The sequence below is a fragment of the Chryseobacterium sp. G0201 genome, from assembly GCF_003815655.1.
Lineage (GTDB): Bacteria > Bacteroidota > Bacteroidia > Flavobacteriales > Weeksellaceae > Chryseobacterium.
On the sequence record NZ_CP033917.1, the window covers coordinates 3083345 to 3107754 of the forward strand.

The window sequence follows — 24410 nt, forward strand, 5'->3', positions numbered from 1 at the left end:
TCTTGTTTTTATCTTAAGAGTCCAGACGCTCTGCCCACACTTGAGGTTCCAAACCTGTTTTTGATCTTATCCATGGTTTGATATAAAGAAATTAATTCCTCGGTATCTTCGAAAAGATCCATTTGATGGCAACCATGAACGAGTCCCGTGAATTTTACTCCGATGAGTCGTATTCGCATTCTTCGGGTATAGACTTTTTTAAAGAGTTCTAGTACGTATTTAAGCAAAGTATGGTCTGCTGAGGTATAGGGAATTCTGCACTGCTTGGTCTCTGTATCGAAATTGGAATATCTGATCTTAACAGAAATGGTTGACGTGAGCCATTTTTCCTGACGTAATTGGAAAGCCAACTGCTCTACCATACCTGACAAAATACTTCTCAGGTTCTGAACATCAATCGTATCCTGAGAAAAAGTGTTTTCTGTGGATATTGATTTTCTTTCGGAATACGGAACGATCGGAGTATCATCTATTCCATTGGCTTTTTTCCAAAGCTCAGTTCCGTTCTTACCGATCAGCTGATGTAAAACTTCGACAGGTGTTTCAGATAAAGTCTGAATGGTTCTTACTCCTAATCTTGATAAAAGCTGAAAGGTTACATTACCGACCATTGGAATCTTTTTAATGGAAAGAGGGTTTAAAAATGGCTGGATATTCTGTTCCTGAATTTCAAATCTACCGGTAGGCTTGGATTCTCCGGTTCCGATCTTTGCCACTGTTTTATTGGTGGACAGCGCAAAGCTTATCGGTAATCCGGTATTCTTGGTGACCGCATCGACAATTTCGTTTGTCCACTGGTAGCAACCGAAGAATTTGTCCATACCTGACAAATCCAGATAAAATTCATCGATGCTTGCCTTTTCCAAAACAGGTACTTTTTCCTGAATCACATCTGTGACCATATGCGACATTTTGGAATACATATCCATGTCGCCCTTAATGACTCTCGCTTCAGGACATAATCTTAATGCCATCTTGATAGGCATCGCACTCCGTACACCGAAAAACCTTGTTTCATAAGAGCAGGATGCTACTACACCACGGTCTCCACCTCCTATGATCACAGGTTTTTTCTCCAGTTCGGAGTTTTTTAACCGTTCACAGGAAACAAAAAACGTATCCAAATCCATATGCACTATCGCTCTTTCCATGTGACAAAATTATTACGTTTTATATCAAATTTTTGTACATTTGTTGCTATAAATTATAGCAATGTCAATTTTATCAGAAAATATGCGGTATTTGAGAAGCAAGCTCAGTCTTTCGCAACAAAAGGTTGCTGATGAGCTCTTAATTACCAGAGGTAGATATGGTAAGTATGAAGATGCCGCCGCAGAGCCTCCACTTGAGATTTTGATGAAAATCTCAAAATATTACAATGTCAGCATCGATTTACTTTTGACCATCAACGTCAGCAAATATTCTATCGATGACATTACGGAACTTCCGGACAATAGGATCGTTCTGCCTATAAGGGTTGACCAGAATGGAAACGATCAAATCGAGATCATTTCACAAAAAGCTTCTATGGGATATTTAAACGGATACAGTGACCCTGAATACATAGAAAATCTTGAAACTATATCATTGCCTTTCTTAAAAGGTGGTAAGTTCAGGGCATTCCCGGCTGACGGAGATTCGATGCCACCTTACAAAAACGGAACCTACATCGTAGGAAAATATGTCGAAAATCTTTCCGACCTAAAAACGGACAGGACTTATGTTTTCATTACCGCTAATGATGGCATCAGTTATAAAAGGTTTCAATTTCATGAAGCAGATGGTATCTGGGTAAAGGCTGACAATCAATTTTATGAACCTTATAAAATCCCATTATCTGAAATTAAAGAAATCTGGGAATTTGCCTGTAGTATTAATACAAAAGAGTATGAGCCTGATGAATTTGCAGAACATCATATTCAAAATTTCATCAAAGAAATCAAGACCGATATAAAGCAGATCAAGGAAAAAATTGGAGATAAGAATTGAATTCATCTGAATAAAGCGTAAAATGAAACGAAAAAACTTCCCCGAAGGGAAGTTAAAAACACAAATGATGAAAAAAATCCCGCATAAATACGGGATAAATCAAATATAATTATTTTAACAGAAAAATACAATGACCCAGTTGAGTTTATTTGAAGCAGAAGAATTTTATGAGTTTCCAAAAGACCTTTTGGAATACAAAGAAAATTTCGTGAGCAGAGATGAAGCTGACCAGCTAAAAGATATACTGTTGAAAACAGCATATTGGGAACAACGGACTCAGAAAATGTATGATAAAACAGTTCTGACACCACGCTTTACTGCCTGGTACGGCGATACAAAATCATACGATTCAGCTGACGGTAATACTACCAAAAGAAATGAGTGGACTCCTGAATTGTATGCTTTAAAAGAAAGAATTGAAAAAGAATTTGGTTACCAGTTTAATGGTGTATTACTAAATCTTTATCGTGATAACAACGATTCCGTCGCTTGGCACAGAGACAAAGAAAGCAGGTATGGAAAACGTCCTGTCATCGCCTCCATCAGTATCGGACAAACCCGAAAATTTGATTTCAGAAAAAAAGACCATCATCAAAGCAAATACAGCCTTCCGCTTCCTCACGGTTCACTCCTCATCATGAAAGGCGATCTGCAAGAAAACTGGGAACATCGAATTGCCAAATCAACAGTAAAAATGAAAGAACGTATTAATCTGACTTTCCGGCTACTTAAATAATTTTATGCAAACGGAAATGAATTAAATTGTAAAGGATTTTAGCAGAATCTTTTATATGAAAAGTTGTAAATTTATAATCAAAACTAGCAACTATGAATGATCGTGAATCATACACAAAATTTGCCTTCGAAGGTGCAGATTTATTTTATGTTGAACTGAGTATGGTCTCTTTTAAAAACTATCTTAAGCTTATTGAAGATAATTTTGATCAGCAAAAAAATATTCTAACTGATAGGTATAATCAGTTTAAAAATTCAAATGAGGATAATGATAATTTCCGATCTCCTCTTCATATGACATCTGAACAGCTCTATGAGCTAGAAGAAGAATTTGTTCAGAGGTTTCGTCAGTCTTTAATAATTCAGCTTTTTTCATATGTTGAACGTGACTTAAAAAGTATTTGTAATAGCCATTCATCTTCTACCGAAAGTATTTATTCAATTATTGATTTAAAAGGAAGTAATGATCTAGATAAAATCAAAAAATATATGTCTAAATCAATGAATATTGAAATTGCAAAATTTTCTCTGTGGCCATTTATCAATAGCTTAAGGATTTTGAGAAATAAAATTGTTCATGAGGATGCAACAATTCAAGCTAACGATAATGACTTTAATAATTTATTTGCTTTTGCGAAAAATCGATTTAAATTGAAATCTGATAATCCGAAACCGATTTTCTATACTATAAAGTTGTATGACCAAATCTTTTTAAATGAATGTATCAAAAATGTTGAGGATTTTATGAAAGAGATAATGCTTACCTATAAGCCCATTTTTAATAAAGTATAGTATGGGAGCAATTATAAGGTCACTTCAGAATTGTATCAATTCAATTTTGGATGTTGTGGTGATAAAAATAGGTTTGGTTATTACGGAAGAATATCTTTTGGAATTGTTGAGAGAAGAGTTTCCTGATTCATATTTTGAAAGTTACGAAGAATCTACCGACGTTGGAATCCGCGTTAGATCTGAAGATTTTGATATGTATTGTTGGAAAATCAGACAGAGGTTAGGTGAATTGGAGAACATTTCCCCTTTAATTGTTCAAGATGTTGAAAAGTGTTTAGAATGGATGGAACAGGGGATTGATTATATGGGATGTGTACGACAAATTTTAAGTTTGGCAAGTGAACATTTTGATCGTGAAAATCCACAACTATTAGATACTAGGCCAATAATTGAAAAATTGATTGAAGAAGATAAGTATCCTTTCGAAGTCATAAAACAGGCCTTTAATGATATAATACATCAGCAGCAACTGTCTAATAATATTACTCCCACTGAGGAAATTCTGTGGGATGGTGGTGTAAGCTTGGAAGATCTTTTTAAAAAAGAGCATATTCCAATTAATGAAGATGAATTTATAGATCAAAAATTCATCAACTTCCTTCAGGCTAATCCAAAAGAATTGGAAGCTATGCATTGGAGAAACTTTGAAAGACTAACAGCAGAATTTTTTAATCGTCAAGGTTACGAAATTGAATTAGGCCCTGGAACAAACGATGGGGGTGTTGATGTCAGAGTCTTTAATAAAGAGGATAAAACCAAACCTTATATCATTATACAATGTAAAAGACATAAAGAAAGCAACGAAGTTAAAATTGAAACTATAAAGTCTTTTTATACGGATGTTGCTTTTGAAGAAGCAGGAAAAGGACTTATTGCTACAACCTCAAAAATAGCTGCTGGTGGTAAAAAAGTGGTGTCCATTAGAAAATATCCTCTGGAATTTGCTGAAAATAAGGAAATAATAGATTGGGTAGATAGAATGTGCAAGAGAATTGTCTAATAGAAAGTGAAATTTTTAAGTTTATCAGATGAGTACAGTATTTAAAATTAATTGGGATATTTTCAAAACAAAGAACGAAAACCCAACAAAAGCCTTTGAAGATTTATGCTATCATTTATTCTGCAGACATTATCATTTTTATGAAGGTATTCGCGCAGATTTTAATCAGGCTGGACAAGAAACGCATCCTGAATTAAGTGCTGTCAACAATATGAACGTAGGATTTTAGGCTAAGTTCTTTGAAAATGACAGGAATTATTATCATCAGATAAAAAGTTCAGTTGAGATGGGAGATAAGAACACAGCAATTAAACTATTTAACAAATTCTATGATTTTTGCGATTTGCTTTTGAACTAATAAATCTAATTGCTTGTGTTTTCTATTAACTAAAAAAAGTCGGAATTTTATTTCCGACTTTCCTTTTATCTGTAAAACTTTCCTTCAGCTTGAAATCCTTTCGGTGGCATAAACGGAAGATTTTCGAGTTCTGCTTTCTCTCCGGTTCTTACATAAAATTTACCGATATTTTCCCCATCTTTTCCCATCAGATAGTGCTCGGTTAGTCTTTCAAGCCAACCATAAACAACAGCTCCGACAAATTTTTTATAGTGTCTTTTATCTGCTGACGGCGTATCATAAAATCTTTCTGCACCATTTGCTTCCGGATTTTTTAAGTGATCATATTTCCACCAGACAGTAATCATAATTTCTTGGTAGCTAATCTCCCTCCAAAGAATAGCACAATTCTGACCAAATAATTTAGTTAAAAAATGTCCATCCATATTTCCAGCTTTTCCACGCTGTTCATTATCAACAATAAAATTGATTTTTTTCTGCTGTAAAAGTTCATTAATTGCTGCAACAATTAAATTTCTGTAAGGGTCTTTGTTAAGAGATTTAACAGTTTCCTGTTTCTTAATTGCAACAACCTTTTTTAATTCGTTTTGAAAACTTTTCCAAGAATGAAAACCACAGTTTATAGAGGCTCTCTCTAAAGCGTCAGTGTGTGTTATACCTTCAGCTTTTTTAATTGATTTTGCCATATGCTTGATATAATCAGCAGTATAGCCTTTAATTTTTGGGACCATAATAACTAGTTTAATATCGAAAAAATGACACCTGCCTCTCAAGTTTTCAAATTAAAAACTCGTTATTGGTATGTAAATTTTATACTACAGTACTGAAACAGTTTCGCTATGACAAGTGGCAAGCTTCTGCAAAAGCTTTAAACAAATATAGGAATTTTATTTAATCATTGATTAATTAAGAGCGAAATTTTAAAAGAGATTGATTAAATTGCATATACTAATATTGAAATTTTAATGATAGAAGATAAAATCGGTTACAATAGCTCTTATATTAATCTCAACTTAATTGATGAGTTAGATTATTGTCTTGGAGGCTATGGAAAGCCAAATGTGGAATTTTTATTTTCCTTAAATACATTTGTTGAAACTTTTATTGCCTCATCGGAGTTTTACACATCTTTGGATGAGTTAAATCATTTAAATTTAACTACACCAATACTTTTCCCAAATGGGAGGCCGGTTTTAAACTTAATAGCTCGCTATGGTGGGTTAAAATTTGTTGATGGGGTAGTTGATAATCCCGGTTTAGAAATATATCGCGGAAATCTTTTAATAAGAAGCAAAAGAGAGGCACAACAAGATTTTATCCTTGATTATGGTCAAAATATTCAAGAAAAATTCCTGATTAATACTGGTATAGATCAACAATTAGAAACCATTCCATTAATTAAATCGAAGTACGAAGAAGATGATTTTATTGTATCAGAAACGCGCAATTCGTTAGATGAGCTTGTATCAAATTTAATAAATGTATCAAAATCATCAAGTATTCAAACTTCGTTACCAATACATTTGTACGGGAAACAATTAAATGCTTTAAATAAAACTCCTTATTCTATACAATCTTTAGATATGGTTGCGAAAATTCACCAAGCTAAAGTTGAAGATTTAAAAAATAACTTAAACTATCAATATTTACCAATACCTTCATTTACGAATATTTTACTTAGTAGTGTTAGTTCTATTAGTGAAATTCCTTATAAACTTGGCCAATTAAGATTAGACTTTCAAGAATTGAGAGATCAGTTCACACAATTAGAAACTGATATACATGATTCTGCCACAATGAAACAGCAAATGGATGCTTATGACAAGTTTAAAGAATTTTGGATTGTATTCAATAAAAAATATGTAGATCGTAAACACCGAATATTTTATGGCGATTTTGATTTTACAAAAGATTCAGATATTGATAGTGGCGTAGAATCAATGATAGACGGTGCAAATTTTGAAGACGCTTTGAAAGATGTAAAAATTACTAAACTGGTAGGGAATGCTATTTCTAAAAGTTACTCTTGGTATAAAGATCGAAAAGTTATCAATAGATTTAAGGGCATTACAAATATCTGGGAATTATTTGAAAACAGTAATTCCATTAATCAACAATTAAAACATTTCGAAAGACTTTTCGGGGTTACTTTTAGCAATGAAAATATTAATAGGGTTCACGAATTCGTTAATAAAAAACTAAAGAATATAACAAAAGAAATTTCTAACTAATTATGCCTTTTTTTAATAAGCGAAAGTCAAGCGGTATTTTTATTCCAAAAGGTAACGGATTTGTAGAATACACCGGAGATATTGGGAATGGATCCATTGCTTCTGTCGCAGAATGCTTTGGTTACAAAATTGACCAATTACATTCTGAACATTTTTACGAAAATATTAAACCAAAAATTTACACAATTGAATTTGAAGTTTTTACACGTAAAATTGCTTTTATTGTTACCGATGCAAATGTATCTTACTTAAGCCAGAAAGATGTAAATAAATATTTGAAGAACTTTTCATTAAAAAAAGTTTATAATACTCTCCGAATCGATGATATTCTAACACAGGCAGTTGAAAATGGTAGTTTTGATGTTGAATTTCTATCAAAAGTATTAAAATTAAGTAATATATCACTTAATGGTATGTTCTACTCAGAAAAAATTGAAACATACTTATATTTCACTAATGGAATATTGACCAATTTTCAAATGGATGACGGTTTAGTACCATATTCAAGACATTTAAAGGAAGTTAACAAAACTATTTTTAATTGGATTTTCGAACTGGCTTACAAGTATTGGCCGAATGATGATTTTAAGGCAAAAAGAGAAATTAATATTCAATGTGAAGCTTGGAGTAGAATTCCTAAAGCTTTTGGAAATGAATATATAAATCTTCACCGAACTGAAAATGGTGGATCTAATTTACATATGCTTTTGGTGTGTCATTACGGATATCCAATTAATTTGACTCAATTTGATGAAATTAATCATGGTAGATATCATATTAGTAGTGATGAAACATCTAATGTGATTACGATTCAAATGGGAATATTTATATACTATTTTGATAAATTTGATGAATCTCTTTTATCATTTGAACAAGTAATGTAATTGCAAAAAAAAAATTAACATTTAAATCTTTCAAGGAAATCATGAAATTTTTCATTGGAACCTAAGAAATATATGAAAAATAACCCAGCAAATATGCAGGGTTATTTTTTAGACCCAAGTCACTAAAATTTTATATAACATATAAATAAGCCTTGCATATAAAGATTGTTTGATATCTGGTTTTAATACTGAACTCTAAATATCCTGTAACGAATTTATTATTTCAATGTTGATACAACCGTATTTATATTTATCATTATAGAAATTAACATTTAATTATTTTCATTAAGTTTTTCTTCTCCTTCATCATTATTTTTACTAAAATCTTCTATATTGTCAATTAGGTTTTCTTTTAACTTCAAAATTGCTATATCTATATCGTGGATAAGACCTCTTCCCATGCCCATTTCAGCATACCAAAGACCATAATTTTCTTCAGGAATGTGGGGGTGTACTATTTTTAAGATATTATTTTGTTTAAAAATATGTTTTGCCATTGTGCTTAAATGAAGTAATTCTTTTGCGGCTTCGCTCTTGTCTTTTTTAGTGCCTTTTTCAGCACGGTTATTTTCATATCTAAGTTGCCCGACAAGAGTGGTAAGTTCTAAAATAAGTTTGTTACTCATGACTTTTGTTTTATTGTTTAAAAATTTTAATCGATTATAATTTTATAGAGCGTCTTCCATACCATTATTTGACTTCTATAATTTACTACATATATTTTTTTTAGATTATCCAGTTGATCTACTGGAATGTTTCCTATTTGAAATATTCTTTTTAACTTATCTTTTATAGTATCAAAATCGGTGTTAACCGAAATAAATACACCAAACTGAAAATTTAAGTACGCAATTCCATAGTTGAGTTTTATAATGTCTTTTGCAATTTTTTCGTCTGTAGTGTTTGTGGTTTTAATTTCAATAATTAATTTTTGATTTTCCGAGTCTTTGTCGATTTGACCCTTATGGAGCACTAAATCTGGATTAAAGTTTTTCTGTTCAACGGTATAATCAGTACCAAGTTTATTGATATCAGACAATATTTTTTTTCCAATTTCACCATTAAATTTTATTCCATTGTATTGAGTTTTTTTTATTCCAGCAATTAATTTTAATTTATAATACAGTTCATAAGCAAAAACTCTCTCTGTTTTTTGAATAGTTTCATGATGATATGTCCAATTACAGTATTCATCTTCAATAGTCGTTATGGCATAAAATAGGTCTTTGAGAAATCTAAAGTCTTCATTCATAGTTTGAGTACGATGGTTAATAATTTTACTTAAATATATTTCTTTTTGAATTAATGTATTAAAATTTTTTTTCGGTACTCCGAAAAGGTAGTGATTTTATGTGATGTCCATTATCCAATTTTACTTCAATAAAGTTGATCAACTGTTCAAACCCTATTAACATGAAAAAATCACGTTATGAATATCGAAAGAACAGAATTCATTGTATGGATGGAGCGAATCATGGAACGATTTGACATTCTGAAAGAGCAAGTAGACAATAATCAATAAAGATTTATGGATATTGATGGTAAGCAATTGCTCGACAATCAGGATGTGTTGTAATTATTAAAAATTAGTTCAAGATCCTTAAAGAGTTACAGAACTGCCTTATTGTACTAACTGCGAAAAATTGTATTATCTTCATCCTATTAAAATTTACTGTAATGAAGGAAAATACATCTGAAAATTAATCGTATAAATTTTTTTAATTCGTCATTTCAATTGCTCTGCATAAATTTTTATATTCCTGAAATGCATCACCGAACTCTTTGGTAAACTCAAAATTGCTCATTTGATATTCTTCATTCACGCCTGTGGATGTCGATAAATGTATTCTGCCATATTGAACTACAGGTATCTGATAATTATTTTTAAATCTCTTATCGGGTGTGCCATTTTTATTAACCTTTGCCCATGTTTTTCTGATAATTTTAGAGTCTCTTGGAACAGAAGATGTTTCGGTGAAGCTGACAGAAGTAGTCATCAGGTTGAGTTCATCAAGGCCAATGATTGCAAAGTTTTGATTATTGGTATACATTATTACAAAAGTGGGGTAGAAGTAAAGATCTGCTCCATTTATGTTTTGGAAATATAGTGCTTCATAGTTAGATTTTATAATGGGAAGAGATTTTAAACCTAACTTAGTTTCTCTTCTGTTTACCAATGTGCTGGCATTAGATCTTGCTGCTACACGATCTTGAAAATGTGCACCCGTAATGTCCCAAATACGATGTGATGTACATAAGTTTTTGAAGGCATTATAAAAACGTTCGTATTTTCTTTTTGTTGGATCATCAAATTGCACATCAATATTAATTGCAGAATTGTCAATGACAATTTTTGTTTCAATGATGGCCTCTTTTTGAGCATTAATATCTTGATTGATTGTTTGAACAACCTTTTTATTTATTAAGCCATAAATCAATATATAGCTAGCTATTTTTTTTGTTTTAGAAAAGGATAGGGCTTTTTTTATTTTCTTTAAATCTGTCTCCAATTCAATTTTTTGCCGTTGTGCTACTAAAATAGATTCTTTAATTCCTGACATATCCTGCGATGTGATTTCGTGTATATCTGCACTGAAAATATTATCAGAAAGATTTCGATGATAATCAGGAACAGGAAGCGGTTGATTTTGAGGTTGTGGAGATCGTGATGATGAAGATCCTGAAATTTGATATGAATTTGAAAAACCCAGAACGCTCGTGTTTAATCTAGTTCCTGAAGAACTAAAATTTAAGCTAGCTCCCCTTAGTCCAATGCTTGTGGAGATACCTCTTTTGCTGAAATTTAGATGTACACCCGGTACAATTTTAATTCTTTTTCTATATGACCAAGCCATGGTGATAATTTTTTAATTATTGCTAGTACAAATCTAGATCAACAACCGTAAAAGGTTTTACGGGAAACCATAATTACCATATATTTATTAGCTTTTTATTTCACTCAGCTTTTTCTTTAATTTCTCCTTTTCACCGCTTCCCGTGGTCGAAAATCTTAACAATGGAACTCCATATTTTTTTAAAATTTCATTCTTCATAGCATCCCTTACACCTTGTCGGCTTTCCTTTTTATGATACTCGTAACCATCTACTTCTATCGCTAAGACAGGATTTTTACCGAGCTTATTATAAATCAGAAAATCAAGATGTGTAGCATGATGTTTAGCGTATTGCTCTTCCTCTTCAGAAAGTTTGTCAAAATCCAACAGAAGATTTCTTAAAGGAAAATGCAGAACCACATCATATTTGGAAAATTCCTCCTTAGATAAAAGTTCTCTGACCAAAGAGTACATTAAATTCTCGCTGTCGTAAACCGATTTTTTCTTTTGATCTACTAAGAGAGCTATTCGTTTCTCTTCATAGTCTTTGTACAGATAATCAAAAATAGAGTGTAGCTCACTGTTGATGATGGTGAAATTATAGTAATCAATATACCTGATCAGGTCAGAGATATTATTGTCTTTCTCACTCTCATTTCCATTGACTACCAGAATCAACTGATCTTTTGCTCTGGAGATGGCAACATTCAAACGATTCGGATTATCCGTGAAATCAGATATTTCATTATCTACCGTGGAAATGATAATTACATCATTTTCTCTTCCCTGAAATTTGTCTACTGTATCTGCAACGATATCTGTTCCCTTGAAAATACTTTGTAGAGCAACTGTCTGATTTCGGTACGGCGTAACAATCCCAAATGGAATATTTTCCAGCTGTTGTTGAGGAATTATTTCCTGTGTTATAACATCAATCTGTCTTTGATTCATCCGTTCTCTGGCATGATTTCCGGCTACGGTTTTGTAAATAAGCAATGGTTCTCTTTCTGAAGAAGGATCTGAAAGAATTATCAACTGATTGTTGTAAAATTTTCTGTTACAGAATTCAATGATTTTCGGATGACAGCGGTAGTGTTCTTTTAAAAGTGTTTTCGGAATATTTGGAAATAATTCTGTTACCGATGATAACAAACTGTGGTTAGAATATCGGTAGGGTTCGATTAAATCAAAAGACTGAAAAATAAGATCAGTTTTTTCTTGGGTTTCTTTATTGACTACATTTGGAAGTTGTTTTGTATCACCAACAATAATAGCCTGTTTTGCGCAAGATAGAGCAAGAACTCCGGTTGCTAAATCTACCTGTGAAGCTTCATCGATAATAACAAAGTCATACATAATATTTTCGGCCAAACTTTTCCTTAGTGAATAAGTAGTACTCATTATGACAGGATAGTCTTTAATGAAATCTTCCGATTTGAAACGGAGTTGGTAACTTGTATATTCCGGTCGTTCTTTTCCTTTGTATTTTTTGTAAAGTTGATTCTTAAAAAGCTTCATGGAAACATCCGTATATGTTTTCAATTTATTATTGAAAGAGAAATTATGCAAGATTATTTCTACATTTTTCTTTCTTGATTCGAGTTCGGAAATTTTTACCTCATAATATTTAGACTGAACTAGACGGATTAGTTCAACATAAGGCAGTTGATAAAAATTTTTGTCTCGAATTCCATAGAAAAAAGGAAAGCTTAGTTTACGCCACCAGTTGAGTTTTTTACCGGATTGCTCGTAATCTTCAAGAACAATCCAAAGAGAAAGCAGCTGGTCTGAACTGATATTCTTTTTAAAATTTATGTTTGTAAATAAAGATGTTGAGGTAACAAAATGCTGGTACTCCGTTTTGATATTTTCAATTTCAAGTTTCAGCAACGCCAATTCATTTTTCAGCTCAAGCTTTTCGGATATTTCAGCAAAAAGTTGAGTGTTTGATTCACGGGATATCTGTTCATCTTCTTCTTTTAGCCTGAAATCTGATAAATCAGGAATTTCTGTTTGAGCGTCGATAAACTCTTTTTTATTCTGAATGCTTCCCAACAGTGCTGAAATAAACGAAATACCATTCTTCTCCAGTTTTTCAAAAACATTTTTTGTTGCAGAGTTATTGCTTGAAACTACCGCCACACTTTGATTGTTCATCACAGCATTAGCTATTATATTAAGGATAGTTTGTGTTTTTCCAGTTCCTGGAGGGCCTTCAATAACACTTAGCGGATTTGAAAAAGCATCATTGACCCCATTTTTCTGACTCAGATTAAAGCCAAATGGAAAAATCTCAATGGGAGAGGAATAAATATTTTTCTCTGGTTGTTTTTGATTAAAATAGTTGGAAAGAATTGAATTCTCTGGAATAAATGAGATTTTTTCGTAACTATTGGCAAGAATATTATTGCCCTCTTCTGTTTTTAAGCCAATAGTCTCAGCAATTTCTTTAAAATAATTGAAAATATTTTCTGCTTTTTGAGTTTGTAGAGCAGATTTTATAATCTTAATCTTACTCTGATGATACGAATAAGATTTACCATTGCTTTTATATGTAACTACACATTTATTTCCCTCGAAAGAGTAGGATTCTATTTCATCGGTTCTGTCTTTGCCGTCGATGTAAATGGCTTGGGATTTTAATTTGGAAATTGTGTTTTTTTGCATCGGTTTATTAGTTCATTACAAATATAATAAACTGTACCAGAAAAATTGTAAAGTCGGAAGATTTGGAGAATTATTATAAAAAATGAAAAAAACATTGTTGAATGAGGATTCCCGTAATTGACATATTTATTTAATTGCCACTTTTACGATGCTAACAAATAAATAAAATAATTATGGCAAAAACAACAGCTTTTCACAGCATCAAGCAAACCGTACACCACAACAATACTTCGTGTACGGAGGGTAACAACATTGAAACAGAAAACAAGCGGAGCGGAACTGGCGGTAAGCCATTGTGTTCGCACTGCGCTAGACTGTAATGATTGTCTAATTTTAAGGCTCATCGAAAGATGAGCCTTTTAGATTAATATCTTAAAAACATATTATTTGCTAATAGATTACTAATTGCATTTTATCAGAACCATTTTTACAATTAATATATCTCATCTGAAATTTAAGACTATTTTAATCTTATGAACAATTCTCATTTCAAAGTAAAAACGTTTTTATAAAATTGAAATGTGGTTGCTGATTTGCTCAATATGATTTTTTATAGACCATTTTTTAGGAATTCCTAGTCCTGGGTAATGACCACTTTTGTAACTATCCTGAAAGCCTGAAATACCGGTGGTTGTAAAAATCTTATTTGTATCAACAAAATCAACAAGTTCTGTCAGAGCATCATTATACTTTCTTGCAATTTCACTTTGACCATCTTTATCGTCTGAAACAAAATGATAAATAAAAATTGATGAATGATTGATGACGGTCAAATGTAGCGCTACTGAAAAAGCTGCAAAACCTGTCGTATCATTATTTCCAATGATAGTAAAGTCTCCAAATCCTAACGCATTTTTTGAATGGTAATCAGAAATATTTGTTTTAAAAATATTCTTAGGTGGATAATCAACGTTTCTACTTTGTTTGAGAAATCCATCATTTATCAAAACACTATTATTATTTGATACTTGCTCAATGTAGCTAGAATCAACCAAATCAGCTAAAAAGATATTATATTCAATAGTACTCAGGCTTTTCAAAAACTGTCGGTCATCGAATTCAAATCCATGAATTAATGATTTTTTTAAAGTTGGAAATGATTGAATATAATTTGCAATTTCAAGTTTCTCAGTTTCTTTTCGAATTACGTATGCTATTGAAAAATTTTGGTAATTCTTTAATGCATCATTTATAAAGTGTTCTGTAATCTGTTTAATATCTGGGAATCTTTTTTTTCCAAAATTTAGCACAAGAACAAAATGTATGTTTTTAGATATTAATTTTGCTATGTTTTTTTTACAATTTGTAACGTTTGCAGGAATGATAACAGGTATAACATTATCATAATGCTTAACGTCTAGTTCACAAAGAGCATCTAAATCAAACTGCTTTGCGTTGATGAAAGGAAAATACATGGTTGTAGTTTTTATATTAAAGAACTAATATATGTAATATTTCCAATTAATTATGCAAAATGGTTAAACAATTCATAATGTTATCGCAATTTGATTTGTTATATCGTTTTGTGAAAGAAATAGGTTTTAGACTTTCAGGAAGTAGTGATATTAAATTGATTTGCTCATCTTTAAATTGTCTTAATTTCAATGCTTCGGTAACTAAGTGATGAGCCTCTTCTATAGCTATGGTACAAAATAGACCATAACAATATGAAAATATTTGAGTATTGGGGATTTTTGGAATATAACCAAATGTTCTTTCAATAATGTATAAATATTCAGGTTTCCTTAATGCATAAAATAAACTCTTATGAGTTACGTTACTTAAATTACTGATAGCTTCTTTTTCTAAAATAATTTTACAATTATCATCAAGAACATATATTCCTGCAGAATGCGGAATTATTCTTTTAACTTTACTTAGATGTTTGTGTGAAATTACAACATTCAAAAATTCAAAAAAATTTTCATAATCACTCATTTGTGATTTTAATCGATCTGTAGAATCAATATCTGATTTAATTTCATAAACTGTTGAAGTTCCATTAAAAACAGCGAGATCGGCTTTAGATTTACCAACATTAAATTCCGGAATTGTCACACAATCTTTAATGCGGTGATTTTTAAGAATAATATCTTTTAAAACGATATTCTTGTAGACATATTCATTCTTATATTTTTTTGATAAAAGCTTATAAAAATTAACATATGCCTTTTCAAGTGTAAATTCTTTATAGTCTATGCAAAATTCTTTAAATGTATTAACAATAGCATTAATCTCTTCCTCGTCCTGCAATGCAAAAGAATTAAAGCTAGCAGTTGAAAAGAGCTTTGAAATTTGTATATAATCTGACTTGTTAAGCTTAGATTTAATTTTCATGTTTTACGTAGCAGTCAAAGGTAATAATTAATTTGAATATCTTTAAAACAGTATTTTATGTATTATGTCATAGTCTTTATAATATCTAGTTTAAATATCTAATTTATCACAACTTAGTTAGTCCTAAATTTTCTTATTATATTTCTTTCTTGGGGGAATATGCGATTTGGAAGCTTTAAGCAGAGGAGAATTAATTCCATGTCTAACAAAGATATATTACAGAAATTACTTTCTTTACGGTTTCCCGCAATATCTGTTAAATGCTTGTATCTATATTTGAAAAATTAAAAACATCTAATTATCATGATAACTTTAGCGACAGTTCTAATAGGATTATTTTTTATATTTCTAATCAATTTCCTAATAATAAAATCTAAAAGGGCTCAATTTCCTAAGCAAACTGAAACTCAAAATCTGAAGTTAACAGAGAAAACTAGAAACTTAGTAGTGGTTTTAGGATTACTGTTAATATTTTTTTCAGTACTCTACATTAACTTTTATTATCAATCAGCAACAGAAATATTAGCTGAGAAAGAAAAGAAAGAAGAATTGGATAAACTTTCTCGTAAAAAATTAGCAGAAGACAACGAAATAAAAAGATTGCGATTAACTAAAGAGGAAGTTGAAATTTTAAATCAGCATGAAATTTCAGTAAATTCCCTATCAGAAGAAGTCAAAAATACTTACTTAATATTAAAATCACAAAAATATTTTGTGGATACGGAAATTCTAAGATTCAGCGGTCTTTCTAAAAAAACTAAAGATTCTGAATTCGAAAAGAGAGTAGAAAAAACTAGAGACTCATTAGTGAAAAATGAAAGTATAATTGGTAAGAGACTGATTGCTAATTCAGAAAAAAAGCAATCTGCTGAAGAATCTGCAGTACGTTTGAAATATGGTGAAGATTTTAGAAATTTATTACTTGACAGAAATTTAGATATTAAGGTTAAGGTTTTTGGAAAAAATAATAAGAAAATGAAGTTAACATATGTTTTTTTTAATGATATTTGGTTTAGGAAATTTGAAACTCAAGGATATTTTGATATGATACACGAAAAAGGTTTTACACATATCGAGTTATCAGATGGCTATGGATATGGTAAAGGAATGCAATATGGTTATTAATTGAAAGAGCAATTTAACTACAGCTCCTCATAGTCTGGAAACTTCGAAGAATGGGTTTGTTCTGAATTATTTAAGCTTGTATTAGAATCACTTGGTATCCCTGATGAGTTGAAAGGTTCCTGTCCAATAGATTTAACGGGATATTATAGAACACAAACTTAATAGCTGAGAGTATAAATTCTTTCTCTTTTGAGTCAAAAACTAAAGAAATATATTTAAATTAGACGATAAAGTTAAAAACATACCAAAATAGTATTAATGTATTCTCAAAATGAGATTGTAAAGAAAGCATTTTAAGAAAATTCTAAATAAGTAGATACCTCTTTTTGTTTTGAATCAATATCTTCTTTTTTTATTGGTAAATCAGAAAAATAAGCAGAACATATCAGATCTAAGGGTGAAATTCTGCGATGAGATTCTGCAATATCTTCAACATTCAAACCATGATGGTCAGCAAAATTTTGTAAATAATTATACTCCTGATGAGTTTCTCCAGTCCACTCGGTATAATCAATATAATTTTCTTCTAAAAATCCTTTTAAAACATTTAGACAGAAACCGGTGCAAGTCATTGTTTGACCAATTTCCTTTTCAAAAAAATGTTGACCATTTAAGTCAAAGAACTCTCCGGAATAAAAGAAACCATATCTAGGATTTGCCTTTTTTTGAATTTGTTTGCACATCACTATAAATGAAGGAATGATTTGTGGATGAATTGTAAAGGTAATTTTATGAAAACAATTTGATCTTATATCTTTATCGTACTTGATAGCATCAGTATCTTCCCCGGTGTAATGGTACTGATATGTTTCATCATTGTACTTTATAATAAATACAGAATGAAAAGGATTTCCATCGACATTTTTCCAACAACCTATCGCAATGAAATCACTTTTATAATTCTTTTCTGTGGCAGTATTTATGAGCTCCAACATATTACATTTTGTTCATTTGAAGTTCAAAATTACTTAGTACACTATTTCTTATACCTTTTATGTGTTCATTATCTTTCATCCCCTTACTTATAATCAGTAAGGTTTTTAATTCATTGATATCGTCAAATAAATTTATCGAGGCTTTTAACATGGTAGCCATATCAGCGATTACTGATGGAGAGCTATCAAAAAAATCGTATATTATATCTAATCTATCAATAATATCGTCTTTCTCCTGTAATAGATCAATAAAACTTCTAAAACGTGATATTTGATCTGTAGCTAAAAATGCACAATGAATAAAAGTTGGTTTTACTATATCATTATCAGCAATCTTCTTTTTTACTAAACATGATATATTTTGAAATAAAAAATCTTTAAGTTCTAAAGCTTCAGAAATTGTACATTCAATAGTTTCCTGACCACCACCAGAATATTCTAAATGATAATTTATGGTTTGCCCACCTACCTCATTAAATTTACCGGTAAGAATTCTAAATTCATTTCTATACGATTTATATTTAGATTTTTTTTTAATCTTAGTGGCGTTCTTAATTCTCTCCTCTAGCTTAATATTGGAATAAAAAAATTGATATTGTAAAACATCGTTCTTAATTTCATTCTGGATATCACGAAGATTTTTAGTAATAATTCCATCGTCAGATTTACCTTCTATGGCTTCATCTATTTTCCCATAAATCGTCTGAATTTCATACTTAGAGCCATGAACAACAGCCGCCGCAGAACCTTTTTCAATCGAGAAGATAACATTTTCAGACACAGTTGCTGCAATGTTTTTTAACGCATTGGTAACTTTCAAAAACGACTCTAAAGCCGTTATTGACATCTTATCTAACTCGACATCAATATTTTCTGCTAAGTCTAATTTGATCTTTATATTAGTATCTTCCATTGCAATGGTAAATTTATAATAATTTTTCATCCTTAAGACATTTATAATAAAAAAGTATTAAAAAACTTACATCATTTCAAGAATGTACGAATAACCTTTCACGAATAAGGATGCGGAAAAGACTTTGAGATCCCTGCAAAATGCTGTATGGAAATATCAATGAAATAAGTATTGAGTGATTAATCTTTTGTATATTCGAAAAAAACTAAAACCTAAATTTCCAATGAAAGATAAAAATGATGGGAATATTCTTTTTTATGTTGCTTTAGCTATACTTGTAATTTTTGGAGTTCTTGGATCGACATATATGATACAAAGTTCTGAAGCTGATCGTGGAACATTCGGTGATATGTTTGGATTTGCGAATGCTTTATTTACTGGCTTATCAGTTATTGGATTAATTGCAACCATATTACTACAAAGGAAAGATTTAAACCACCAGAGAGACGAGCTTCATCGGCAAAATATCGCAAATTTTAGACAGAATTTCGAGAATACATTTTTTAATATGATTAATGTCCATCATCAGATAGTCAATGCGATGACACTTACATATTCTGAAACTAACAGGCATTCAATTACAGTTCCTGTTGTTGTTAATGCTCGAGGTGTATTTAGATACTTATTTGGTATAATTTACAAATCATTGAACACAGTAGGAGATAATTTTCATAAAATATACAAAGAACAATACCTCCATTACAATTATCATTTGGATCACTACTATAATAATTTCTACGAGGTGATTAAATTTATTGATGAATCAGACTTGATTGACAATAAATTAAAAAACAGATATTCGGAAATATTAAGTAGCCAATTATCTGAACATGAAAAGTTAATGATCTTCTACCATATCATATATTATCCGAGCAGAGGATTAAAGAATTTAGTCGAAAAATATGATTTAATCAAAAATTTCAATTACGATAATACTGTAAGTGATTTTTTATTAAGTAAGTATAGTCCAAAATTAGATTAATCACTAAGCAAATAACCTCACCAAAATACACCGAATACGAAAGTCTCACTAAAACATTGAGGTAGACTTCTTAATTTGATGCTAACTGTAATGAAATATGTTAAAGATGTGATTTTCGGAGAAAAAGAAAAAGATTTGAGATATTACTGCTTCCACTTTTTACAATTATTCTTGTCTCTTACACATATTTCAAAGGCTTTCCTATCGTATTAAGAAACTGTTGAAGTTAACGGAGACCGAAAGAATTCCTAAAATTGCAAGCTGATTTAATAACCTTTTAATTTTATAGCTCGTGGAAAATACGATAAGTTCAAAGCTGATCAGTGATTGAGAAATGTAATAATATCAGATGTACTTGTGTTATCATTCAAGTTTTAGTAAATATTTGTAGGTTTTAAAGGCTTTCCGAGCAAACCGTTAAAAAATTAACGTCATTCGTATGTTTGCAGTCTAATGATACAATTCATTAGTGTAAACATATGGAATTTTTGATTGGAAGTAAAGTTTACTTCGGAATTGTAAAGAGAGTGATCAAAGGTAAATTGAAAATATTTTTCGACACGCATGATACATACTATATACAAAATGGATTCGATCTGCCCTGACTTTTGCTGTAGTAGAATGAAATGCAGATGGAAAAGCTTTAGAGATTGGATGCTTGACTTAGTAAATAATAGGATAAAAAATCCAATAATTTGCCAGAAATAAACGAAGCCTCTTAATCGAGGCTTTTATTTTTTTATATTTTGGAATAATTCTTCTAAGGTAACATTTTTTTTACGACAGATTTTAGCAATTGTCTTTACAGACATATTGTAATCGGTTTTCGATGTGCCTAGTGCTATATTTTTTATTCTCCTAACAGTACTTTCTTCTATATCACATTTTAAAGCAAACTCTCTCTGTGATTTTGCTTTTGAAATCCAGTTTGTGTATACATATTTGCAAATAGCAACTATTAATTCTTTCTCATCGTCCATTATAACAAATTAATAGAAAGAGAAAAAAAATAGTGCGGTTTTCTGTGCGCAATAATAAAATATTGTTATATTTGTAAAATAGGTTACTGTAATGTAACTTTGCGATACTTCAACGAATATTAGAAGCTATTGCTTAGAATCTTGTACTAGAAAACTGGTAATTTTATTGAGACAAGAGGATAAGTATAAGCTCACGACCTAGGCGTGGGCTCTCTTATCTGTCTCATGGTATACCAGTACCTCTAGTTCGGATATTGTAGAGTCCATGCTGTTTTTTTTCATGCCGTCCGTTTTTTCTACAAAACAATCTAAGCCCGCTTTACCACATAGAGTATCTTGACATGATACAATAGGGTGTACAACCTATTGCGGCTTTTAAAGCTTACTTGGACACATTTTTCATTCATATTAATTAAGACTTTCAATGCCTTTTGGTTTCTGGTTACATATTTTATGCAGTTTGCTGAAAGGCATTTTGAAAGTTGAATCAACACGAGATATTTTACATATATAGAAGAAATGAAATAAGCATCATCCTTATAACAAAGAAGCCCTTTCCTAAAAGTCGACTAAAACAGCAGGAAAGAGCTAAAGTTTATCAAGGAGTTTAATTAAAAACCCATACAAAACTATGAAAAAATCCTATTATAACATAGGAAGCATTGGCTTTGTTTTCATGTTGACCGTTGTTTGCGGGAACATAAAGGCTCAGACCAAAACTGTCACGGGAAAAATTACCGTGAATAACCAGCCTCTGTCAGGGGTCAGTGTTTCTCAATCAGGAAGTGATCAGTTCACTGTTACCAATATTCAAGGTAACTATCAACTTCAGATCTCAGGAGAAAATACTGTCCTTCTGTTCAGACATCCTGACTATTTGGAACAAAGAATTTCTGTCGGAAATGAAGCCGTTGTTGATGTAAAACTCTCAAGAAAAGATGAGAAAGTACAAGGGATTGAAGAAGTCGTAGTAAACGCAGGTTATTATAAAGTGAGGGATAAGGAGAGAACGGGAAGTATTGCCAGGGTTGGTGCAAAGGATATTGAGAATCAGCCGGTGACCAATGTTCTTTCCGCAGCACAGGGAAGAATGGCGGGAGTTAACATCACTCAAAGTGGAGGAACACCCGGTGGAGGTTTCAAAGTAGAGATTCGTGGACAGAATTCTCTTCGAACTATGGCAAGCAGTGGTATTGACGGTAACGTCCCTCTGTATGTTGTAGATGGTGTTCCCATCGGAGGTGAGCTTAATTCAGGAATTGCCGGAACAGCGATTCCTTCAGGAAACATTAATCCTTTGAATAGCATTTCACCGCAGGATATTGAAAGTCTCGAAATTCTTAAAGATGCTGATGCTACCGCAATTTACGGTTCAAGAGGTGCTAATGGAGTAGTGTTAATCACTACCAAAAAAGGCAGTTCAGGAAAGTTAGGACTGTCGTTTAATTCTATGTATTCACTTAGTCGGGCACAGTCTCAACTTGAAATGATGGATACTCAGGAGTATCTTTCCATGAGAAAACAGGCTTTTGCCAATAATAATGTGACCAATTATCCCGCAACAGCCTATGATGTGAATGGTGTATGGGATCAGAACAGATACACCAATTGGCGAAAAGAACTGATCGGAAATCTGGCAGAAGGCAGCAACACGCAGGTGTCTTTGAACGGAGGGAGTGAGACAACTAATTTTTTAGTAAGCTACGGTCATACAGAACAGTCAACAGTGTATGACAAAGATTTCAGGTACAAGACCAATAATATTTCATCCAATATTTCACACCGCTCTAAGGACAGACGTTTTGTTCTGAATATTTCTAATCTTTTTTCAGGTCAGAAAAATAATGTTTTTAATGAAGACCTGACAAGAGTTGCACATACACTAGCTCCAAATGCTCCCGCATTGTACACAGCAGACGGAGGAATCAACTGGCAGAATAATACATTCTCCAATCCTGTAGCATCATTTAATGCAGACTATTTCAATACGCAGGTACAGTTTATGAATAACTTCACTACGGAGTATGAAATTTTTAAAAATTTAAGGATTAAACTTAACGGAGGAATTACCTATCAGACCTTCGAGGAAAAATCACTCAGACCTAATACTATTTTTAATCCAGCGTTTGCAACAGGTCAGTCAAGTGCTTATTCTCAATCTTCCAGATCTGAACAGAAAAGATTTTCTTATATATTGGAGCCTCAACTGAATTGGAACAGAACATTTGGAAAAAACAGCTTCGATGTTTTGGTAGGAGCTACCTACCAGGATGATTCAGTTTCTTTATTATCGATGTCAGGAACTGGTTTTGAGAGCAACGCATTTATAGAAAATATAGGGGCAGCACAAACCAAAGTCATCAATGATCTGTATACGACCGAATATAAATATGCTGCAGTATTCGGAAGGCTTAATTATCAGTTCAACAAAAAATATATTCTGAACGTAACGGGTAGGAGAGACGGAAGCAGTCGCTTCGGACCCGGAAATAAGTTTGCCAATTTTGGCGCAGTGGGTGCGGCATGGCTGTTTTCTGAAGAAAGTTTTTTTAAAGCAATGAAATGGCTGAGTTTCGGAAAATTGCGGGGAAGCTATGGTACAACAGGAAGTGACAATATCGGAGATTATCAATATTTAAATACCTATACATTATCTTCAAACTCAATTTACAATGGAGTAACTGGATTGATTCCGTCAAGACTCTACAACCCTGATTTCAGTTGGGAAAAAACTACTAAAATGGAAGTGGCTTTAGAATTAGGGATGTTTCGTAACCGCCTGAATATAACAGGAGCCTGGTACAGAAACAGATCATCCAATCAGCTGGTAGGCTATCAGCTACCTGCAGTCACGGGATTTACCTCAGTTAATGCAAATTTGAATGCGACTGTACAAAATACGGGTCTTGAATTTACTTTGAACGCAGGTGTTTTCAGAAATACACCTTTAAAATGGGAAACTGCTTTTAATATCAGTGTGCCTGAAAATAAACTGATTTCATTCCCAGGGTTGGAAGGATCAACATATTCTAACACTTATGTGATTGGTAGATCCGTCAACATCATAAAGCTATACAATCTTGAAGGTATTAATTCTCAAAACGGACAGTACATATTCACAGACTATAATAAAGATGGTAAGATTTCATCACCTGAAGACAGACAGATAATTGAAGATCTTACAGTAGAATATTTTGGAGGATGGAGCAATCAGTTTAGTTATCAGAACTGGAATCTTTCCTTCCTGTTCCAATTTGTAAAACAGCGTTCAAGAAACTATAATTCAACAATGACTTCGCCCGGTTTATTGAACAATCTGCCCAAAGAAGTATTGAATGTATGGTCACCTGAAAATTTGGACGGGTTATACATGCCGTATCGTTCCAATGTGAATGCTATGCACTCCCTCTTTCAAACGAGTACCGCTTCTGTTTCTGATGCTTCTTTTATAAGGCTGAAAAATATTCAGTTAACCTATAAAATTCCTGTTTCAGAAAACTCTCCTTTCAGAGAGCTGAGGGTTTATTTCCAAGGTCAGAATTTGTGGACATGGACAAAATATTTCGGAATCGATCCTGAAATCGGAGCCAGCAATTTTTTACCTCCTTTAAAGACCTATTCATTAGGTTTTCAGTTTAACCTTTAATC

At 31.9% G+C, this 24410-nt stretch carries 21 protein-coding genes; 10 read left to right on the forward strand and 11 right to left on the reverse strand.

Going from position 1 to position 24410, the window contains the following annotated elements:
• Nucleotides 1-8: 8 nt before the first annotated feature.
• Nucleotides 9-1151, reverse strand: coding sequence for a DNA polymerase IV (gene dinB, locus EG348_RS13985; RefSeq protein WP_123983629.1), 1143 nt, complete (start codon nt 1149-1151; stop codon nt 9-11).
• A gap of 61 nt (nt 1152-1212) precedes the next feature.
• Between dinB and EG348_RS13990 the strand changes: the two genes are divergently transcribed.
• The 5 genes from EG348_RS13990 (at nt 1213) to EG348_RS14010 (ending at nt 4745) form a co-directional block, all read left to right on the forward strand.
• Nucleotides 1213-1989 carry an XRE family transcriptional regulator gene (locus tag EG348_RS13990; RefSeq protein ID WP_123983630.1) on the forward strand — a complete coding sequence of 259 codons (777 nt, stop codon included), beginning with the start codon at nt 1213-1215 and terminating at the stop codon, nt 1987-1989.
• Nucleotides 1990-2119: 130 nt separating this feature from the next.
• Nucleotides 2120-2725 carry an alpha-ketoglutarate-dependent dioxygenase AlkB family protein gene (locus tag EG348_RS13995; RefSeq protein ID WP_123983631.1) on the forward strand — a complete coding sequence of 202 codons (606 nt, stop codon included), beginning with the start codon at nt 2120-2122 and terminating at the stop codon, nt 2723-2725.
• A 92-nt stretch (nt 2726-2817) separates the two neighbouring features.
• Nucleotides 2818-3516 carry a hypothetical protein gene (locus EG348_RS14000; RefSeq protein ID WP_123983632.1) on the forward strand — a complete coding sequence of 233 codons (699 nt, stop codon included), beginning with the start codon at nt 2818-2820 and terminating at the stop codon, nt 3514-3516.
• A 1-nt stretch (nt 3517) separates the two neighbouring features.
• Nucleotides 3518-4516 carry a restriction endonuclease gene (locus EG348_RS14005; protein WP_123983633.1) on the forward strand — a complete coding sequence of 333 codons (999 nt, stop codon included), beginning with the start codon at nt 3518-3520 and terminating at the stop codon, nt 4514-4516.
• 28 nt (nt 4517-4544) lie between these two features.
• The gene (locus tag EG348_RS14010; RefSeq protein WP_123983634.1) at nt 4545-4745 is read left to right on the forward strand and encodes a hypothetical protein; all 201 of its coding nucleotides are present in this window, start codon (nt 4545-4547) and stop codon (nt 4743-4745) included.
• Nucleotides 4746-4939: 194 nt separating this feature from the next.
• Here the strand turns inward: EG348_RS14010 and EG348_RS14015 are convergent, their stop codons facing one another.
• Entirely contained in the window at nt 4940-5605 is a 666-nt protein-coding gene (locus tag EG348_RS14015) for a hypothetical protein (RefSeq protein WP_123983635.1), read from the reverse strand.
• A 234-nt stretch (nt 5606-5839) separates the two neighbouring features.
• Between EG348_RS14015 and EG348_RS14020 the strand changes: the two genes are divergently transcribed.
• Both EG348_RS14020 and EG348_RS14025 read left to right on the forward strand, forming a co-directional pair.
• A complete protein-coding gene (locus EG348_RS14020; protein WP_123983636.1) occupies nt 5840-7105 on the forward strand; it encodes a hypothetical protein in 1266 nt (421 codons plus the stop codon).
• 2 nt (nt 7106-7107) lie between these two features.
• Nucleotides 7108-7989 carry a hypothetical protein gene (locus EG348_RS14025; protein ID WP_123983637.1) on the forward strand — a complete coding sequence of 294 codons (882 nt, stop codon included), beginning with the start codon at nt 7108-7110 and terminating at the stop codon, nt 7987-7989.
• Nucleotides 7990-8261: 272 nt separating this feature from the next.
• On the opposite strand, the gene EG348_RS14030 is transcribed toward EG348_RS14025, so the two are convergent.
• The 6 genes from EG348_RS14030 to EG348_RS14060 form a co-directional block, all read right to left on the reverse strand.
• Nucleotides 8262-8615 (reverse strand): hypothetical protein, encoded by a 354-nt coding sequence (locus EG348_RS14030; protein ID WP_123983638.1) that lies wholly within the window; start codon nt 8613-8615, stop codon nt 8262-8264.
• Nucleotides 8616-8641: 26 nt separating this feature from the next.
• Nucleotides 8642-9241 carry a hypothetical protein gene (locus tag EG348_RS14035; protein WP_123983639.1) on the reverse strand — a complete coding sequence of 200 codons (600 nt, stop codon included), beginning with the start codon at nt 9239-9241 and terminating at the stop codon, nt 8642-8644.
• Between the two features lie 466 nt (nt 9242-9707).
• Nucleotides 9708-10844, reverse strand: coding sequence for a DUF4236 domain-containing protein (locus EG348_RS14045; protein WP_123983640.1), 1137 nt, complete (start codon nt 10842-10844; stop codon nt 9708-9710).
• An 87-nt stretch (nt 10845-10931) separates the two neighbouring features.
• Nucleotides 10932-13490 carry an AAA domain-containing protein gene (locus EG348_RS14050; protein ID WP_123983641.1) on the reverse strand — a complete coding sequence of 853 codons (2559 nt, stop codon included), beginning with the start codon at nt 13488-13490 and terminating at the stop codon, nt 10932-10934.
• Between the two features lie 506 nt (nt 13491-13996).
• Complete coding sequence (locus EG348_RS14055; RefSeq protein WP_123983642.1) at nt 13997-14905, reverse strand: sce7725 family protein; 909 nt, start codon at nt 14903-14905, stop codon at nt 13997-13999.
• Nucleotides 14906-14951: 46 nt separating this feature from the next.
• Nucleotides 14952-15827: a sce7726 family protein gene (locus tag EG348_RS14060; RefSeq protein ID WP_123983643.1), complete on the reverse strand. Its 876-nt coding sequence runs from the start codon at nt 15825-15827 to the stop codon at nt 14952-14954.
• A gap of 303 nt (nt 15828-16130) precedes the next feature.
• Between EG348_RS14060 and EG348_RS14065 the strand changes: the two genes are divergently transcribed.
• Complete coding sequence (locus tag EG348_RS14065) at nt 16131-16952, forward strand: hypothetical protein (protein ID WP_123983644.1); 822 nt, start codon at nt 16131-16133, stop codon at nt 16950-16952.
• 293 nt (nt 16953-17245) lie between these two features.
• Here EG348_RS14065 and EG348_RS14070 read toward each other — a convergent pair whose 3' ends face one another.
• Both EG348_RS14070 and EG348_RS14075 read right to left on the reverse strand, forming a co-directional pair.
• Complete coding sequence (locus tag EG348_RS14070) at nt 17246-17887, reverse strand: hypothetical protein (RefSeq protein WP_164463301.1); 642 nt, start codon at nt 17885-17887, stop codon at nt 17246-17248.
• Nucleotide 17888: 1 nt separating this feature from the next.
• Entirely contained in the window at nt 17889-18830 is a 942-nt protein-coding gene (locus tag EG348_RS14075) for a hypothetical protein (RefSeq protein ID WP_123983646.1), read from the reverse strand.
• A 193-nt stretch (nt 18831-19023) separates the two neighbouring features.
• Here EG348_RS14075 and EG348_RS14080 point away from each other — a divergent pair, with 193 nt between their 5' ends.
• Nucleotides 19024-19782, forward strand: coding sequence for a putative phage abortive infection protein (locus tag EG348_RS14080; protein WP_123983647.1), 759 nt, complete (start codon nt 19024-19026; stop codon nt 19780-19782).
• Nucleotides 19783-20513: 731 nt separating this feature from the next.
• Here EG348_RS14080 and EG348_RS14085 read toward each other — a convergent pair.
• A complete protein-coding gene (locus EG348_RS14085) occupies nt 20514-20762 on the reverse strand; it encodes a helix-turn-helix domain-containing protein (protein ID WP_123983648.1) in 249 nt (82 codons plus the stop codon).
• A 631-nt stretch (nt 20763-21393) separates the two neighbouring features.
• Here EG348_RS14085 and EG348_RS14090 point away from each other — a divergent pair.
• A complete protein-coding gene (locus tag EG348_RS14090) occupies nt 21394-24408 on the forward strand; it encodes a SusC/RagA family TonB-linked outer membrane protein (RefSeq protein ID WP_123983649.1) in 3015 nt (1004 codons plus the stop codon).
• The last annotated feature ends 2 nt before the right edge of the window (nt 24409-24410 follow it).